Source organism: Vibrio amylolyticus (assembly GCF_023145695.1).
GTDB classification, from domain to species: domain Bacteria; phylum Pseudomonadota; class Gammaproteobacteria; order Enterobacterales; family Vibrionaceae; genus Vibrio; species Vibrio amylolyticus.
Window position 1 is genome coordinate 453,499 of sequence record NZ_JAJHVV010000002.1, and the last position, 16,506, is coordinate 470,004.

Annotated in this window: 16 protein-coding genes, 1 tRNA gene and 1 pseudogene; 8 read left to right on the plus strand and 10 right to left on the minus strand. The window is 43.3% G+C overall.

What is annotated here, in order from left to right; all coding sequences use genetic code 11:
* Positions 1 to 9 precede the first annotated feature (9 nt).
* A complete protein-coding gene (gene gloB, locus KP803_RS04910) occupies positions 10 to 768 on the minus strand; it encodes a hydroxyacylglutathione hydrolase (protein WP_248007714.1) in 759 nt (252 codons plus the stop codon).
* Positions 769 to 807: 39 nt separating this feature from the next.
* Here gloB and KP803_RS04915 point away from each other — a divergent pair, with 39 nt between their 5' ends.
* The gene (locus KP803_RS04915; protein WP_248007715.1) at positions 808 to 1,548 is read left to right on the plus strand and encodes a class I SAM-dependent methyltransferase; all 741 of its coding nucleotides are present in this window, start codon (positions 808 to 810) and stop codon (positions 1,546 to 1,548) included.
* Here KP803_RS04915 and rnhA read toward each other — a convergent pair.
* Entirely contained in the window at positions 1,545 to 2,009 is a 465-nt protein-coding gene (rnhA, locus tag KP803_RS04920; protein ID WP_248007716.1) for a ribonuclease HI, read from the minus strand. The genes KP803_RS04915 and rnhA overlap by 4 nt on opposite strands.
* 56 nt (positions 2,010 to 2,065) lie before the next feature.
* On the opposite strand from rnhA, the gene dnaQ reads away from it, so the two are divergent.
* Entirely contained in the window at positions 2,066 to 2,809 is a 744-nt protein-coding gene (gene dnaQ, locus KP803_RS04925) for a DNA polymerase III subunit epsilon (protein WP_248007717.1), read from the plus strand.
* Positions 2,810 to 2,959: 150 nt separating this feature from the next.
* Complete coding sequence (locus tag KP803_RS04930) at positions 2,960 to 4,213, plus strand: TIGR03503 family protein (protein ID WP_427916921.1); 1,254 nt, start codon at positions 2,960 to 2,962, stop codon at positions 4,211 to 4,213.
* A gap of 125 nt (positions 4,214 to 4,338) precedes the next feature.
* On the opposite strand, the gene fadE is transcribed toward KP803_RS04930, so the two are convergent.
* Positions 4,339 to 6,786, minus strand: coding sequence for an acyl-CoA dehydrogenase FadE (fadE, locus tag KP803_RS04935; protein WP_248007718.1), 2,448 nt, complete (start codon positions 6,784 to 6,786; stop codon positions 4,339 to 4,341).
* A gap of 296 nt (positions 6,787 to 7,082) precedes the next feature.
* Between fadE and lpcA the strand changes: the two genes are divergently transcribed.
* Entirely contained in the window at positions 7,083 to 7,658 is a 576-nt protein-coding gene (gene lpcA / locus KP803_RS04940) for a D-sedoheptulose 7-phosphate isomerase (protein ID WP_248007719.1), read from the plus strand.
* A gap of 36 nt (positions 7,659 to 7,694) precedes the next feature.
* A complete protein-coding gene (locus KP803_RS04945; RefSeq protein WP_248007720.1) occupies positions 7,695 to 8,537 on the plus strand; it encodes a class II glutamine amidotransferase in 843 nt (280 codons plus the stop codon).
* 73 nt (positions 8,538 to 8,610) lie between these two features.
* Here the strand turns inward: KP803_RS04945 and purN are convergent, their stop codons facing one another.
* Complete coding sequence (gene purN, locus KP803_RS04950) at positions 8,611 to 9,246, minus strand: phosphoribosylglycinamide formyltransferase (protein ID WP_248007721.1); 636 nt, start codon at positions 9,244 to 9,246, stop codon at positions 8,611 to 8,613.
* A gap of 2 nt (positions 9,247 to 9,248) precedes the next feature.
* A complete protein-coding gene (gene purM / locus KP803_RS04955) occupies positions 9,249 to 10,289 on the minus strand; it encodes a phosphoribosylformylglycinamidine cyclo-ligase (protein ID WP_248007722.1) in 1,041 nt (346 codons plus the stop codon).
* 178 nt (positions 10,290 to 10,467) lie between these two features.
* Here purM and upp point away from each other — a divergent pair, with 178 nt between their 5' ends.
* Positions 10,468 to 11,094 carry a uracil phosphoribosyltransferase gene (gene upp / locus KP803_RS04960; protein WP_248007723.1) on the plus strand — a complete coding sequence of 209 codons (627 nt, stop codon included), beginning with the start codon at positions 10,468 to 10,470 and terminating at the stop codon, positions 11,092 to 11,094.
* A 196-nt stretch (positions 11,095 to 11,290) separates the two neighbouring features.
* Here upp and rluF read toward each other — a convergent pair.
* The 3 genes and pseudogenes from rluF to KP803_RS04975 all read right to left on the minus strand — a co-directional run.
* Positions 11,291 to 12,242 (minus strand): annotated as a pseudogene (gene rluF / locus KP803_RS04965) (23S rRNA pseudouridine(2604) synthase RluF); the annotation flags it as partial.
* A gap of 89 nt (positions 12,243 to 12,331) precedes the next feature.
* Positions 12,332 to 12,913, minus strand: a complete 582-nt coding sequence (smrA, locus tag KP803_RS04970) for a DNA endonuclease SmrA (protein ID WP_248007725.1) — start codon at positions 12,911 to 12,913, stop codon at positions 12,332 to 12,334.
* Between the two features lie 175 nt (positions 12,914 to 13,088).
* Positions 13,089 to 13,229 (minus strand): DUF3149 domain-containing protein, encoded by a 141-nt coding sequence (locus tag KP803_RS04975; RefSeq protein WP_248007726.1) that lies wholly within the window; start codon positions 13,227 to 13,229, stop codon positions 13,089 to 13,091.
* Between the two features lie 273 nt (positions 13,230 to 13,502).
* Between KP803_RS04975 and KP803_RS04980 the strand changes: the two genes are divergently transcribed.
* A tRNA-Pro gene (locus tag KP803_RS04980) sits at positions 13,503 to 13,579 on the plus strand.
* Between the two features lie 363 nt (positions 13,580 to 13,942).
* Here the strand turns inward: KP803_RS04980 and KP803_RS04985 are convergent.
* Positions 13,943 to 14,818: a TraB/GumN family protein gene (locus tag KP803_RS04985; RefSeq protein ID WP_248007727.1), complete on the minus strand. Its 876-nt coding sequence runs from the start codon at positions 14,816 to 14,818 to the stop codon at positions 13,943 to 13,945.
* Positions 14,819 to 15,317: 499 nt separating this feature from the next.
* Here KP803_RS04985 and KP803_RS04990 point away from each other — a divergent pair, with 499 nt between their 5' ends.
* Entirely contained in the window at positions 15,318 to 15,968 is a 651-nt protein-coding gene (locus KP803_RS04990) for an oligogalacturonate-specific porin KdgM family protein (RefSeq protein WP_248007728.1), read from the plus strand.
* Positions 15,969 to 16,065: 97 nt separating this feature from the next.
* On the opposite strand, the gene KP803_RS04995 is transcribed toward KP803_RS04990, so the two are convergent.
* On the minus strand, positions 16,066 to 16,506 hold the full coding sequence (locus KP803_RS04995; RefSeq protein ID WP_248007729.1) for a DUF411 domain-containing protein: 441 nt from the start codon (positions 16,504 to 16,506) through the stop codon (positions 16,066 to 16,068).

The following is a 16,506-nucleotide window of genomic DNA, read 5'->3' on the forward strand; positions in this document are numbered from 1 at the left end:
TAGAAAGTGTTAAAATTCGTTCTTCCACTCACGTAATGCGGTAAAAACCGAGAGTGGATCAAGATTTTGTGTTCGATTAGTCACAGACTTTATAACATTAGGCTCTTCGCAACGAAGGAATGGGTTAATGCGCTTCTCTTGTTTTATGGTTGTAGGCAGTGTTGGAAGGTCTTGCGCACGCATTCTATTTACGTCATCACGATACTGTCTAAGAGGTTCACTTTCTGGCTCAATCGCGAGTGCGAATGAGACATTACTGGAGGTATATTCATGAGCGCAATAGACTTTCGTTTCGTCAGGCAGTGAAGCCAGTGTCGTTAGTGCATCAAACATTTGACTATAGGTGCCCTCAAAAACTCGGCCACAGCCTGCTGAGAAGAGCGTGTCACCACAAAAAAGATGCCCGTTACCATAATACCCAATATGCCCAAGTGTGTGTCCTTCTATACCGATAACGGTGAAGACCTCACCAAAGAGCTCAAGCTGTGAACCGTCACTTACAGGGTGAGTGAGTGTTGGGATGGGTTCCGCTTCCGGCCCGACAACATCAATATTAGGGAATTGGTGGACTAGCTCGGGAACACCGCCGATATGATCGTGATGGTGATGGGTAATCAGTATCGCATTAAGGGTTAGATCATGCTTCGACAAGTACTCTAAAACGGGTTTTGCATCACCTGGGTCAACCACGACACAACGCCCATCGCTATTTTCGATCAGCCAGATGTAATTATCATTAAATGCAGGTATGCTTTTGATATGTAACATGGTTGAGTTTCCCATCATTTAGGTTGAAGCAGGTTAATAATGAATCCAGCACGCAATGAAAAGAAGCTTGAAAAGCCACACTCTTGGTCTCAGCTTAAAAATGGCGAGTGGGTGAATAGTGCTATTCAAACACGCCTTGATGAGTGGTGTCCAAAGTTATTTGGCTATCATATGCTTAAGCTTGGTGGATTAAGCTGCGAGTTATCCAGTCAACACAGTAATATTCAGCATCAAGTTAATCTAGATATTCAAAACCCACTACACAATGTGATTGCGGATGGCTATGACTTGCCATTTTTAGAAAAAAGTTTTGATGCAGTTGTGATGGCCCATCAACTTGATTACTGCAATGACCCGCACAGGATGCTTAGAGAAGTCGATAGAGTGATGATCGACGATGGCTACATCATTATCACGGGTTTCAACCCGATTAGTGTCACGGGGCTGACGAGCTTTTTCCCATGGCGAAAAAACAATCTTCCTTGGAGTGGGCGGATGTTTACACCGCATCGAGTTAAAGATTGGCTAGGGTTATTGAATTATCAAGTGATTGAGAGTGATACCTTTGCGTTATTTCCTATGCAAAAATATCAGACAGTTTGGACATGGTGTGAAAACGCGTTAGGCGACTGGATAAGCCCACTAGGAAGTTTGTATTTTATTGTTGCGCGTAAGAGAACGTATCCGCTTAAACCGATTAAGCCTCACTGGCGACTGAAGAGAAAACTGTCACCAGTGAGTGTGAACTATCGGGTTAACCGAGTTATTGATAAAGATTAACTCGCTTCGTAGCCAGTATCTTCTTCTGTTGGGTTTTCAGCCGCAGCGCGTGCAAGATCATCACACATTTCATTTTCTCTGTGCCCTGCATGGCCTTTAACCCAACGCCAATCTACCTTATGGCGAGCGGTTTCTTTATCGAGTGCTTGCCATAAATCTGCATTCTTAACTGGCTTTTTGGCCGATGTTTGCCAGCCACGCTTTTTCCAGTTGTGTATCCATTGGGTAATGCCTTGTCTCACATATTGGCTATCTGTCGTGAGAATGACGTCACAAGACTCCTTTAGCGTTTGAAGAGCGACAACCGCTGCCAACATTTCCATGCGGTTGTTCGTTGTTAACGTATAGCCTTTCGCGAGTGTCTTTTCGGTGTTTTTATAGCGCAGGACGACACCATACCCACCAGGTCCCGGATTGCCAAGACAAGAGCCGTCAGTGAAAATTTCCACTTGTTTCGTCATGATTTGATACTATTGGGTTAAGCACATTATTCACATAGTCTGACACACAATTAAATATGAATACCAGTAACAATTTAGAGCACAAACGCATCATCGTTCTCGATACCGAAACGACAGGTATGAATAGAGAGGGTGGCCCGACTTACCAAGGGCACCGAATTATTGAAATTGGTGCGGTAGAGATCATCAATCGTAAGCTTACGGGGCGGCACTTTCACGTTTATATAAAGCCGGATCGTGAGATTCAGCCCGATGCGATAGAAGTTCACGGTATTACCGATGAATTCTTGAAGGATAAGCCGACTTATCAAGAGGTGCATCAGGAGTTTATTGAGTTTATTAAAGATTCAGTTCTCGTTGCCCATAATGCACCCTTCGATGTGGGCTTTATGGATCATGAATTTCGGATGTTTGATAGTAATGCGGGTCAAACCACCGATTATTGTGAGGTTCTCGATACACTGGCAATGGCAAAGCGTATGCCGAATATGCCAGCCAGAAAAAACCTCGATTCATTAGCTAAACATTACACCATCGACACCTCTGCTCGTATTCTTCACGGCGCATTGCTCGATGCTGAGATCCTGGCTGACGTCTATATAGCGATGACGGGGGGACAAACCTCACTGCAGTTCAGTTCAGAGGCTGGTGGCATTAGCGGTGTGGCGATAAAACGCATTGCAGAGGGGAGAAAAGCGCTAAAGGTTTTGCTAGCAACAGCCGATGAAGTAGAAGCACACCAAGAAAGGCTTGATATTGTAGAGAAAAGTGGCAGCTGTCTGTGGCGACAAGAGTCTTAGCTAATAAGATAATGGCCGTTAGAAATAGAGCGACTGGAAATACGGCTACTGAAAATATAGCGACTAGAAAGTCAGCCACTTAAAATATCAATACTGTAGATACCGCTACCAGACTGAAACCATTGTGATATTGCGCAAATAGGAGAGAAAATGTTAAGGATTCTAATTACATTCATGAGCCTGTTCATGTGTGTCAGTCAGAGCTTTGCGCGTACACCCTCTTCAATGTCTTTACTTGATAACCGTTTTCGTGTCGATCCCACAATCAAACAGGTGACGTTTGTTATTTATCGAGAGCACCCCTCGCAGCCTGTTGTTTTAGTTAGGCCTGATGGAAAAAAATACTACTCTTGGCGTAGCCCCGATAATGTGAAGTGGTATCAAGAGACCGCGATGGATATCATCTCGATTGAAAACCCGATGCCAGGACCATGGCAGGCCGTCGGGAAAGTAACGCCAAAAAATCAAATTCTACTCATTTCTCACCTTGCTTTAGAGAGTGACCGCTTTCCTGCTCGACTTTATCAAGGAGAAGAAATTAAATTTACGGCAAAGTTAACTTCTGATGGTGAGCCTTTGGTATTGCGTGATTTTCTTGATCGGGTGAACTTGAAGATAACGTTTACTAAATTTATTGAAAATGAAGAAGATCTCATTAAAGAGGCGAGGCCGGTCGCGGAAGTGATAGGCGTGTTTGCTGATGATGGGACTGGCTTAGATGAGGTGCCTGGTGACGGGGTATTTACTGCGGCAATCCCTATTAGTTCTCAACCAGGGAAATATAGAGTTAGGATCACCTCAGGAAATGGAATATTTCTGCGCGCTCAAGAGCAAGAAGTACTTGTCTACCCAACTCCGATTCAGCATACCTTTATTCAATCTAGAGATAGCGAAGTCGCAAACCAGATTGTCATTTCTGGTGAACAGGGAATGATAAAACCAGGCTCGCTCGCGGCACAGATAGAGCATTGGAATTCAAAAGATGAACTCATCTCCGTATCAGGAAGCGCAATAGAAGAGAGTAGTAAGCTTGAAATGAGTATCCCTAGCAGCGACGTTGTAGGAAATTATCGTTGGGGTGGAAAGGTATTTGCGACCGATATGGCCACAGAGAGGCCACTTTCATTCACTTTAAGTGAGCAGACCTATAGCGTTCTTGATGAAGTCGATTTTGAACAAACTCGTTTAATTCAGGAAGAACAAGAACGTATACAGAAGAAGTTGCTAGAAGAGCAGATGATGAAAGAGGCCAAAGAGGCTGCTCGTATGCGAAGCATGATAATCATTGCTGTTGGTAATGTCCTCGCTATCCTGATTGGTTTAGGGGTTTGGTTTGTAAGACGTAAATTGAATGCAACTAAAGTGGCACTGCCTGAAATGCAATTGGACATGCCGAAGAAATAAAAGAAATAGAAATATAACAAACAGATATAAAAATAGAGAAAGGCGGTAAACTGATCGATTCAGTTTACCGCCTTTCTCTATTGTGGAGCATTGTGGAAGTTTAACTCGCCAAACAATATCGAATATTAAGCGACATTACCCATGTTTGGCTGCATTGGCTTTACCGCTGCTAGCTCCTCCGATTCAAAGTCATCAACGTTGATAACATAGAGACGTTCTTCTTCAGCTTTCACGAGAAGTTCCGCTTCAGACTCGCTGATAAGTTTGTTCTCTAAACCAAGTGCTGCAACCTTATCCAGTGCTAGGAAGGCACGGCGTTGCGAAAGCCCTTTACAGACTTTATCAAAGATAGGTTCGGCTTGAAGAATAGTTTCCAGCGCTTTCTCTACACGTCCAACTGGGTTAAATGGTGTATCTTCAAGGTACTGATTACGGCCGATGCGTGAACGCGTTGCACTCGGTGTTTGGATGATTTTGGCCACCTTGCTATCGAGCTTGTCACTTGGTGATCGACGAACTCGACCAAATGGAAGAATAAGCAAACGAAGCGCTTTAGCAATGATCTTATTAGGGAAGTTAGCTAAGAATTCGTCAATAGCAACCTCTGTTTGTTGCAAGCTGTCTTGCAGCCCCCAATCCACCATCGCTTTATCTTCTTGTGGACGTCCCTCTTCATCAAAGCGCTTTAACGTTGCAGAGCTAAGGTAAAGCTGACTCAGAATATCACCAAGGCGGGCTGACATACGCTCTTTACGTTTCAGTGAGCCACCCAACACCACCATGGAGATATCAGATAGTAATGCCATGTTGGCACTGTAACGATTGAGCTGTTGGTAATAACGTTTGGTGAAGTCTGTCGTTGGCGCTTCCGATCCATAGCCATCTACCAGACCAAGCCATAGGCTTCGAGTAAAATTACTCATGGTGAAAGTCACGTGGCCTGCTAAAGCTTTATCAAACTTTTCTAAAGCGTTTGAATCCGTAGAGTAGGCGGCGTTCATCTCATCAAGGACATATGGGTGACAACGAATTGCCCCTTGGCCATAGATGATCAGTGAACGAGTAAGAATATTGGCACCTTCAACGGTAATAGCAATCGGAGAACCTTGATAGCCACGCGCTAAAAAGTTAGATGGCCCTAAGCAGATCCCTTTACCGCCGACAATATCCATCGCATCAATAATGCTGCGTTGACCACGGTGGGTACAGTGGTATTTAACGATTGCTGAAATAACGGAAGGCTTCTGCCCAAGGTCGATACCAGCAACAGTCAAGCTACTTGCTGCATCCATCACATATGCATTGCCTGCAAGGCGTGCAAGTGGTTCCTCAACCCCTTCCATCTGTCCAATTGGCTGTTTGAATTGACGGCGGATACGAGCATAAGCCCCAGTTGCAAGTGCCGCAGATTTAATACCACCTGTTGAGTTTGAAGGCAGAGTAATACCGCGTCCTACCGATAAGCACTCAACTAACATACGCCAGCCTTGACCTGCCATTTTTTCACCACCGATGATGAAATCGATAGGAACAAAGATATCTTTACCTTGGGTAGGCCCATTTTGGAACGGTACGTTAAGAGGGAAGTGACGGTTTCCAATCTCGATGCCTTTTAGGTCAGTTGGAATCAGCGCACAAGTAATGCCTAGCTCTTCCTTATCACCTAATAGACCATCAGGGTCACGCAGTTTGAAGGCCAAACCAAGCACTGTTGCGACAGGCGCAAGGGTGATATAGCGTTTGTTCCAAGTTAGGCGCATACCTAGAACCTGTTTACCTTTCCATTTGCCTTTGCAAACAACGCCATAATCAGGAATAGAGCCGGCGTCAGAACCTGCTTCAGGGCTAGTTAAAGCAAAACAAGGAATTTCTGTACCATCGGCTAAGCGTGGTAGGTAGTGATCTTTTTGTTCTTCTGTACCGTAGTGTTGCAGTAGCTCACCTGGGCCCAAAGAGTTAGGCACGCCCACTGTTGAAGATAACACGCTAGAAACACCGGTGAGTTTTTGTAGCACAAGAGATTGTGCATAAGCTGAGAACTCAAGCCCGCCGTATCTCTTTTTGATGATCATGGCAAAGAACTTGTGGTCTTTTAGGTATTGCCACACTTCTGGTGGAAGGTCTGCCAGTTCATGGGTGACTTGGTAGTCGTTAACCATGGCACACACTTCATTAACAGGGCCATCTAAAAATTCTTGTTCTTCTTTAGACAGTTTAGGTGCGGCGATGTTGTGGAGTTCTTTCCAATTTGGTTTGCCTTTAAACAGCTCCGCCTCCCACCAAACAGTACCAGCATCTAACGCCTCTTTTTCTGTTTGAGACATCGCGGGTAAGACTTTCTTAAAAACAGTCAAAGCTCGTTGACTAATCACGGACTGTCGTACCGATGGCATGGTAAATAGTACGCTAGTTGCCAAGAAAAGTGCCCAGCTGATATGTCCCGCTGCCCCCCAAATTGACAAAGCAATCAGAGTGGCACCAAGCGCGATAATAGAGAGGAATAAAGAGCTTCGATGGTATAAACAAAGCATGAGGACAGCTGTGAAACTGATTATAGAGAGCAAGATTTCCATGTTGTTTTCCTTTTATAGCACGACTATCGCGCTGTAATCTTGTAAGAGGTCTAACCAGTTAAGTGTAATCAATATATTAATAAAATGTAAAATGCCAATGTGGTTAAAAAGTGATCCAAGTAGAGTTAAAGTTCTAATTCTGGGCGGTGAGTAGAGATTTATGTTCACTATTGGAAGGATAAAATCGAATTCTTGCTGCCAAACTATCGACACTAGAATTTGTTTCAGTAAACTCGAAGGTATAAAGAGTCGTAACGGTTGTTACGTTTACTCCCACAACAATAAGAGATTTGGCCATGTATCAGGACCTAATTAAAAGCGAATTAACAGAAGCTGCCGATGTACTGAATACCTTTTTATCGGATGACAAGAATTTAGCGCAGATAGAATCCGCTGCTAAGGTAATCGCAGACTCATTTAAGCAAGGTGGCAAAGTTCTATCTTGTGGTAATGGTGGCTCTCATTGTGATGCGATGCACTTTGCTGAAGAGTTAACAGGGCGTTATCGTGAAAACCGTCCTGGTTACCCGGGTATTGCGATTTCAGACCCTAGTCATATTTCATGCGTGAGTAATGATTTTGGTTATGATTCTGTTTTCTCTCGTTATGTTGAAGCCGTCGGCTCATCAGGTGATGTTCTGTTTGGTTTATCAACTTCTGGCAATTCAGGTAACATTTTGAAAGCCATTGAAGCTGCGAAAGCTAAGGGAATGAAGACGATTGCGTTAACTGGAAAAGATGGTGGAAAAATGGCGGGTCTCGCGGATATTGAGATTCGTGTGCCACATTTTGGTTACGCTGACCGCATCCAAGAGATCCACATCAAGATCATCCATATTGTCATTCAGCTTATTGAAAAAGAGATGGCGTAATTACGCTTGTTTTAGCTTAAAGGATTAAATGAGACTATGTGTGAATTGCTCGGAATGAGCGCGAATGTGCCGACCGATATTTGTTTTAGCTTTACCGGCCTGATTCAGAGAGGGGGCAATACGGGCCCGCATCGTGATGGATGGGGGATCACCTTTTATGAAGGAAAGGGGTTTCGAACCTTTAAAGATCCTCAGCCAAGTTGTGATTCTAAAATTGCCGAGTTAGTACAAAGTTACCCAATTAAAAGTCGCGCGGTGGTGAGCCATATTAGGCAAGCAAACCGTGGGTCAGTTAATTTAGAGAATACCCACCCCTTTACCCGAGAGCTTTGGGGGCGTTATTGGACGTTTGCTCATAATGGCCAGCTGTCGGATTACGATGACTTAGTCTCTGGACGCTTTCGCCCAGTTGGAGAAACGGACAGTGAGCTGACTTTCTGTTGGTTGTTAAAACAGCTGGAAGAGCGATACCCTGAGCCGCCGCAGGACATGGTTGGTGTGTTTCGTTTCATTGCCAAATGCTGCGATAAGCTTAAAGAGAAGGGCGTGTTTAACATGCTGTTGTCTGATGGTGAGTATGTAATGACATACTGTACGAATCATCTTTACTGGATCACTCGTAGAGCGCCTTTTGGTAAGGCAAGCTTGATTGATGAAGACGTCACAATTAACTTCTTAGAAGAGACCACTCCGAACGACGTGGTCACTGTTGTTGCGACTCAGCCACTAACGGATAACGAAGTTTGGCATCGAATGAAGCCAAGTGAATACGGTATTTTCCATTTTGGTGAGCTCATTGATGGGAACGCTCATCGATTAGAAGATATTGCTTTTGCAGAAGCGAAACCAAAGTCTCAAGCTCCGACAGAGCCGCTCTAACTTCTAGTTAAGCCGATAAAAGAAAAGGGTTGATGCTTACACATCAACCCTTTTGCTATCTAATCAATTTACTCTATTGTGCGTAACCGTGAATGCCAAGCTTGTTACCATCTAAAAATGCTTTTCCACCTTCCATTTTCAGACGTCCTTCTACAAACCATTGAGCCACTAGAGGATAGATTTTATGTTCTTGTGTCTGAACGCGTTCAGTTAACACTTCGACATTATCTTCATCAAAGATTGGCACTTTTGCCTGCAGAATCACTGGGCCGCCATCAAGTTGCTCAGTCACAAAGTGAACACTGGTGCCGTGCTCTTCATCACCCGCGTGAATAGCACGTTGGTAAGTGTTAAGGCCTGGGTACTTTGGCAGTAGAGAAGGGTGAATGTTGATCATTCGACCTAGGAAGTGACGAACAAATTCGCCACTTAGTATACGCATATAGCCAGCTAGGATAATTAAGTCAGGTTGATATCCATCCATCTGACGCATCAATTCCCTGTCAAATGCGTCACGGGTATCAAAGGCTTTTGGATCAAGAAAGATACCATCAGCCCCTGCTTTTTTAGCTCGCTCTAGAGCATAAGCATCTGCTTTGTTTGAAAAAACAGCCGTTACTTTGCCACTATCAATACTGGTTTCGCAGGCATCGATAATCGCTTGCAAGTTCGAACCATTCCCTGAAACTAAAACAACAATGCTTTTCATATCTACTTGATCTCTACCTGTTCTTCGCCAGCTTCTGCTTGAGCGATTTCGCCGATAATCCATGCGTTTTCGCCTTCTTCTTTAAGAAGTGCAACCGCAGATTCAGCTTGAGCTTTAGGTAGCGCAACAACAAGACCAACACCACAGTTAAATGTACGATACATTTCGTGCGTTGTTACGTTGCCTTTTTCTTGTAGCCAGTTGAAGATTGCAGGCCATTCCCAGCTTGAACCGTCAACGACTGCTTTTGTACCTTCAGGAAGTACACGTGGGATGTTTTCCCAGAAACCACCACCAGTGATGTGAGAGATCGCGTGGATATCGTGCTCTGCAATCATCTTAAGTGCTGATTTGATGTAAATTCTTGTTGGTTCTAGTAGGTGCTCACCAATAGTGCGACCTTCTAGTTGCTCGTTCTTGTCTGCGCCAGAAACTTCAAGAATCTTACGGACAAGAGAGTAACCGTTTGAGTGTGGACCGCTAGAGCCAACAGCGATGAGTGCATCACCCGCAGCAACTTTCGTTCCATCAATAATGTCTTCTTTTTCTACCACGCCAACACAGAAGCCAGCTACGTCGTAGTCTTCGCCTTCGTACATGCCTGGCATTTCAGCTGTTTCGCCACCGATAAGTGAACAACCGGCTTGGATACAACCTTCAGCGATTCCAGTAACAACGTCTGCTGCTGTATCCACATCAAGCTTGCCTGTTGCGTAGTAATCTAGGAAGAATAGCGGCTCACCACCCTGAACAATTAGGTCGTTTACACACATAGCCACTAAATCGATTCCGATTGTGTCGTGTTTGTTCATATCCAGAGCAAGACGCAGTTTTGTACCTACGCCGTCAGTCCCTGATACTAAAACAGGTTGTTTGTAGTTCGTTGGTAGCTCACATAGAGCACCGAATCCACCAATGCCACCCATAACTTCAGGGCGACGAGTGCGTTTTACTGCACCTTTAATTCGGTCAACAAGCGCGTTGCCTGCATCAATATCAACACCAGCGTCTTTGTAGCTTAGAGAAGAGTTATTACCGCTCACAGGGAAGTCCTCGGGTTTAAGTTGGATATGAAAACGGCGCTATTCTACCAGTGCTTAAACCTAAAGAGCAAACGTTTGCGCGTGTTTTTTTATTGATCTCGTTAACCTGAATTTATTTTCGTTATCGTGTATAATCTGGCGGTTTGTTTAAAAGTACCTAAAACTGTCGGAGAAGAAAATGAAAGTGGTTGAAGTTAAGCACCCTCTTGTGAAACATAAAATTGGTCTAATGCGAGAAGGTGACATCAGCACGAAACGTTTTCGTGAGCTAGCTACAGAAGTTGGCAGCTTACTTACTTATGAAGCGACTGCTGATTTTGAAACAGAAACGGTCAGCATTGAAGGCTGGAACGGTTCTGTAGAAGTAGAGCAGCTAAAAGGGAAAAAAGTAACGGTTGTGCCTATTCTTCGTGCCGGTCTTGGTATGATGGATGGTGTTCTTGAGCATATGCCAAGTGCACGTATTAGTGTTGTTGGTGTTTATCGTGACGAAGAGACATTAGAGCCTGTACCTTACTTTAATAAACTAGCGTCTAACATTGATGAGCGTATTGCTCTTGTTGTCGATCCAATGCTAGCGACTGGCGGCTCTATGATTGCAACGATTGATCTTCTTAAAGAGCAAGGTTGTAGCCAATTTAAAGTGCTGGTATTAGTTGCTGCACCTGAAGGCATTGAAGCTCTTGAAAAAGCGCACCCAGATGTTGAGCTTTACACGGCATCAATTGATGAGAAGCTAAATGACAAAGGCTACATTGTTCCTGGTCTTGGCGATGCGGGTGATAAGATCTTTGGTACTAAGTAATCGTTAATTCGGTGACTTAGAACGAGAAAAGGGAGCTGATGCTCCCTTTTTATTATTTGGATTTTACTGAGACTCTATTTTTTTAAGCTCAATGTACCCGGCTTACGTTTTTGTGGTGCAGAGCCACTTCCTTTCCCGTTACCATGGCTTTCTTTACTGCCTGGTCTTACTGGCGCTTTGCCGTGAAAGTTCTTCTTACCTTTATTTGAATTTGGTGCATGACGGAATTCATCTGCATTGTTACCTCTAAAGGTACGCGGCTTTTGATTGCGTCTTGCTGTACTAGTTTGATTCTCTTCACGGCTATCAAATAACTTAGCATCCGTTGCACGACGAATACGTACACCTTTTGCATCATTTTTTGAGGCATCTTCGGTTCCACTTGAATCTTCACACATAGCGTGGATTTCGTTAACTTCCGCTTCGCTCAGATAGCGCCATTTACCATTTGGAATATCGTCGATCGAGATATTCATAATTCGAACACGGCGAAGTTTAAACACTTCATAGCCTAGCTCTTCACACATACGACGTATCTGACGATTCAGGCCTTGTGTTAGAACAATTCGAAAAGAGAACTTAGTTTCTTTGGTAACTTTACACGGTAGAGTCACGGTATCAAGGATATGAACCCCTGCGGCCATGTGAGTTAGGAACGCATCTGTAATTGGCTTATCAACACGGACCACATACTCTTTCTCGTGGTTATTACCAGCACGTAAAATCTTATTAACGATATCACCATCATTAGTTAGGAAGATGAGACCGTCTGACGGCTTATCTAAACGACCAATAGGGAAGATACGTTTGTGGTGACCGATAAAATCAACGATGTTACCCGGAATATCGCGCTCAGTGGTACAGGTTATACCGGTCGGTTTGTTCAGAGCGATGTAGATCGGCTTCTCTTTTGAACGGACAGGCTTATCATCAATACAGACATCATCACCAGAAAGAACTTTGGTACCCATTTCTGGAATTTTACCATTGATGGTTACTCGACCTTGTTCAATGAGACGATCGGCTTCTCGACGAGAGCAAAAACCAGTTTCGCTGATGAATTTATTTAAGCGCTTCCCATCAGTTTGAGACTGCGCATTATTTTGTGATTTGTTTTGATGTGTAGACTTTCTTTGAGCGGTAGACATAGGGACCTCGTTACGTTTCACAACGGTTTATATGACTTGAAGCAGAGTTCTGCTTAATAATTGGGCGGAGTGTAGCACTTACAGGGGACTTATCCCAACCGTTTTTGATGGCGCTCTCTGTTCTCGGTTTTTTTATCATCACTTTTTCTAAGCAGTAGATAAATGGCTCCGGTTCCGCCATGAAATTGTTGTGCACTATGAGCGCATTGCACATCTTTAATTTGGGTTACCCAGCTGGCTAAGTAGCTTTTTAGTAGCGCTGGTGGATTAGAGTGAACGCCTTTCCCATGTACGATAAGAACAGTTCGTATGTCTAATCTCAAACACTGTTTAAGAAACTTAACCACTTCTTCTCTGGCTTCTTTTAGCGTTCGCTTGTGTAAGTCTAGCTTAGCTTGAATAGGATACTTTCCAAGTCGAAGCTTTTTGTATACACCATGCTGAATACCATCTTGCTTATATTGAATCATATCTTCAGGTTTGATCATGGGTGCATAATCAATGGAGAGGTATTCGGGATCATCTTCGGTCAGCCATATAGCGGCTTGTTGTTTCGCTTGTTGACCAGCAGAAACGGAATGTTTCTTTTTGAGTTCTGCCGTATCGTTCGAGATAGGTTTGACATCTTCCATCATCTGCTGAAAGAGTGATAAATCGTCATCATGAGACATAAGTGAATCCCAATTAATCTGTGTTATAGAGAAGATTAATTGGGTTGAAGTAGGGTGTCTAGTGAATTTTGGGCAATAAAAAACGAAGTAGTGAGGTATCTACTTCGTTAAATGCTGAGTGGTTTTTCATTCGGGCTATCTAGGGTAGCCTCTTTATATATGATTGTTTTTCTCTTTAGCTCGGATCTTCATCTTTATAGATCTTATAAATGAAGTAACCCGTATAGAACAGCATTAGGCTTATCGTGATAAAGATGACGATCATTGATGATAGTCCAACAGCGTTGCCAAAGAGGAGTTGAAGCCAGAAGTCCATAGTCTATTCCTTATCGATAAATATGAATTGATGTTATGCAGAAGTTAATGTTTTCTTACTGATCTGGATCAAGACCTATACGGTTGGTGAATGATTGCTTTTGATGTTGTGTTTTTGGTCACATTTAAGTGGGTTTATTGGTTAACGGCTAAAAGTTGAATAGTATTTAATCGAACAGTTTTATTTTTAGAAAAAACAGCTTAAATGGCTTGCGTTAAATCAGATAATCAGTAATATACGCATCCGTTGACAGCGAGAAGCTGAACAACATCTCGGTGAATAGCGCAGCTTGGTAGCGCATCTGGTTTGGGACCAGAGGGTCGGGGGTTCGAATCCCTCTTCACCGACCACATTAAAGAAACCGCAGCAGAAATGTTGCGGTTTTTTGCGTTTTAGCTCGGTATAAATTATCGAGGATCTGGTTTGTGTATTGAGGAGCGGGGGTTCCCCGCGGTTTAACGAAAGCCTCTTCACCGACCACATTGAAGAAACCGCAGCAGAAATGTTGCGGTTTTTTGCGTTTTAGCTCGGTATAAATTATCGAGGATCTGGTTTGTGAATGAAGGAGCGGGGGTTCCCGGTGGTTTAAACGAAAGCCTCTTCACCGACCACATTAAAGAAATCGCAGCAGAAATGTTGCGGTTTTTTGCGTTTTAGCTCTGTAGTAATTATTGATCACCTGCTTCTATAGCGTGGTTCTTCATCCCATATCGCTAAATAAATTCACAATCTACTTGGTTGTTCTTCGATCTTTTTTCCATAGCGAAGCCTCGTTCATGCAATCCATCAATTAAGTTATTTTTCCCAACGAGGTGCAGCGCACCAACGACAACTAAATAGCGACCTTTATTTGATTCAATAAATTCATCGCTATTGAGTTTATTGGCCCAGTCTTCATTTCGCTGTGTAATGAAGAGCTGAACGAAGTCATCTGAGATTTCGCTGTTAATCCCAAATTCAAGAAGCTTTTCGCTATCACCTGCTTTCCAGGTCTCGACTAAGCATTTCGTCATCTCTTCATTTTGATGGTATTCATCCAACGCAGCGAATAGTAGATCTTCTCCATCGTTAGGTAGACTTGCGATCAAATCGATTTGAAATTGCAGTGGCTCAAGGCCTATAACAGGGATCTCATTTAGCACTGCTTCATACAGGAGCTTATGATCAACGCCTTGGCTTGGTTCATAGCCAAGTAAATTGAGCTTACCCATTTGAATCGCAAGGGAGGCGCTCCAAGGCGGAAGACTAAACAGTGTCGATTCTGCAATATTAAGCTCTTTGGCGATTAGTACTAATTGGTTGATTTGCGTATCACTGACGACGTCTTTAACCGTATGTTGATAACTAGGGTATTTAATATCGTGTGTTTTCCTTGTATCTGTTTCCAATATTAGTCCGTCACTTTTTTCGAGAAACTCAGTTATCTCGAATGGCAGTGGGTACATACTTTCGTTTCCGACATGGATTGAACCTAAGACCATAAGTTCAAGGTTTCCTTTCTTAGCGGACCAATAGATAGGTTCGCTAGAGGCAAGTGAACTGAATAAAGTGAGGTAGATAGAAGCAAGTAACAGAGAAAGTGAGCGCATTTCTAATGACCAATGTTGATAGATTATCTGCTTTAAAGAATATCGGGAGTACTCGTGGAATCCAAGATATGAAAGCTATCAAAGTTTATATGTAGAAGGATGACTCATTGAAACGATGAAGGTGATATCTCGAAGGCCTATAAAGTGTGATGTATATATCACTATGGTTATTACTGAATAACAAAACACTAAATTCAGCTAAATGCTAGGTGATCTAGCTCATGTTATCGAGTGAAAAACATAAAATCTGGCGATGTGTGTCACATTATCTTTTTTTATCATTTTTTTAAATTTAGTAACCTATTGTTTTAACGCCCTTATTTTGCGACGCATATCAAGCTCGTGAGCTAGATCACCGTATCAATACGTTTTATTTTTCAACGCGAAATAAATCGTGCACTATTCGAATCAAGCCAGGAAGGCGCCCCAATTAACGACTTAACGGTGAGTGAGTTACCTAGAAATAAAGTCGTACACAATTTTAAAAAGGCAGTTAATTATGAAAAAAATTATCGCACTAAGCGCTCTTTCTCTTGCTTTCGCTTCAAGCGCATTCGCTGGTTCTTCTTACGTTACAGGTAACGTGCAATTCCACAGCGACGACCTACACGGTTCAGACGCAACTTCTACTCTAGAAGCTGGTCACACTTTTGACAACAGCTTTGGTGGCTTCACAGTTTACGCTGAGATTGATGGCATTCAACTAGGTGACCTAGCAGTTGAAGGCGCAAACGGCCCTGCATACTTAACTGTTGGTGGTGAGCAATCATTCTCTATTAACGATAACCTATGGGTTGCTGCTGGTTACCAGAACGTTTCTGTTACTGGTGAAACAATTCAGTACCGTCCTCTAGTTAAAATCGGCTACAACTTCGACAACGGCATTGCAATCAGCAACCGTACTCGTGCACACATTGATGCAGTAGGCGATGACAAAACTGATTACCGCATGGATAACCGCATCGGTTACTCAGTAAACGAAGACCTAGCAGTAAGCTACAACAACGTTTACATGATTGATGCTGAAGTTATGGACCACGAGCTTCGTGCAACTTGGACTCGTAACGGCGTTCAACCTTACTTCGAGTACCGTAACCAAGCTGACAACGAAAACAACGCATTTGTATTCGGTGCTTCTTACGGCTTCTAATCAAGCTTTAAAGTTTTAGTTTGTCCAAACTAAAGTCCTAATAAAAGAGCCTAGCAATTTGCTAGGCTCTTTTTTGTTGCATTAAATCTGTTTTAATTTAGTTCCCTTCGTGGTGTCGGTATTCGAATACCTGACCCTTTTCATTAAAAGCGTATACCGAGTACGCATCTTTCTTATCGCCATATTCCATACCTGGAGAGCCCATTGGCATGCCCGGAACCGCTAAACCCTTAGCATTCTTTGGTGGGTTGTCTAAAAACGCTTTAATGTCTTCGGCAGGAATATGCCCTTCAAATACATACCCTTCAATCTCTGCTGTGTGGCAAGAGGCCAGTTGTGGCGTAATACCAAATTTCTCTTTAACTGGGTTCATGTCTTCGTGCAGTTCTTCTTTTACGGTAAATCCTGCTTCTTCCATATGTGTCGTCCAATCTCCACAGCAACCACAGTAAGGTGACTTATGGTTGATAACGTCCGCAGCGAGGACATTAGCCGAGAAAGTGGTGATGAGTGCAAGTGTGAGTGTTTGTAATTTCAT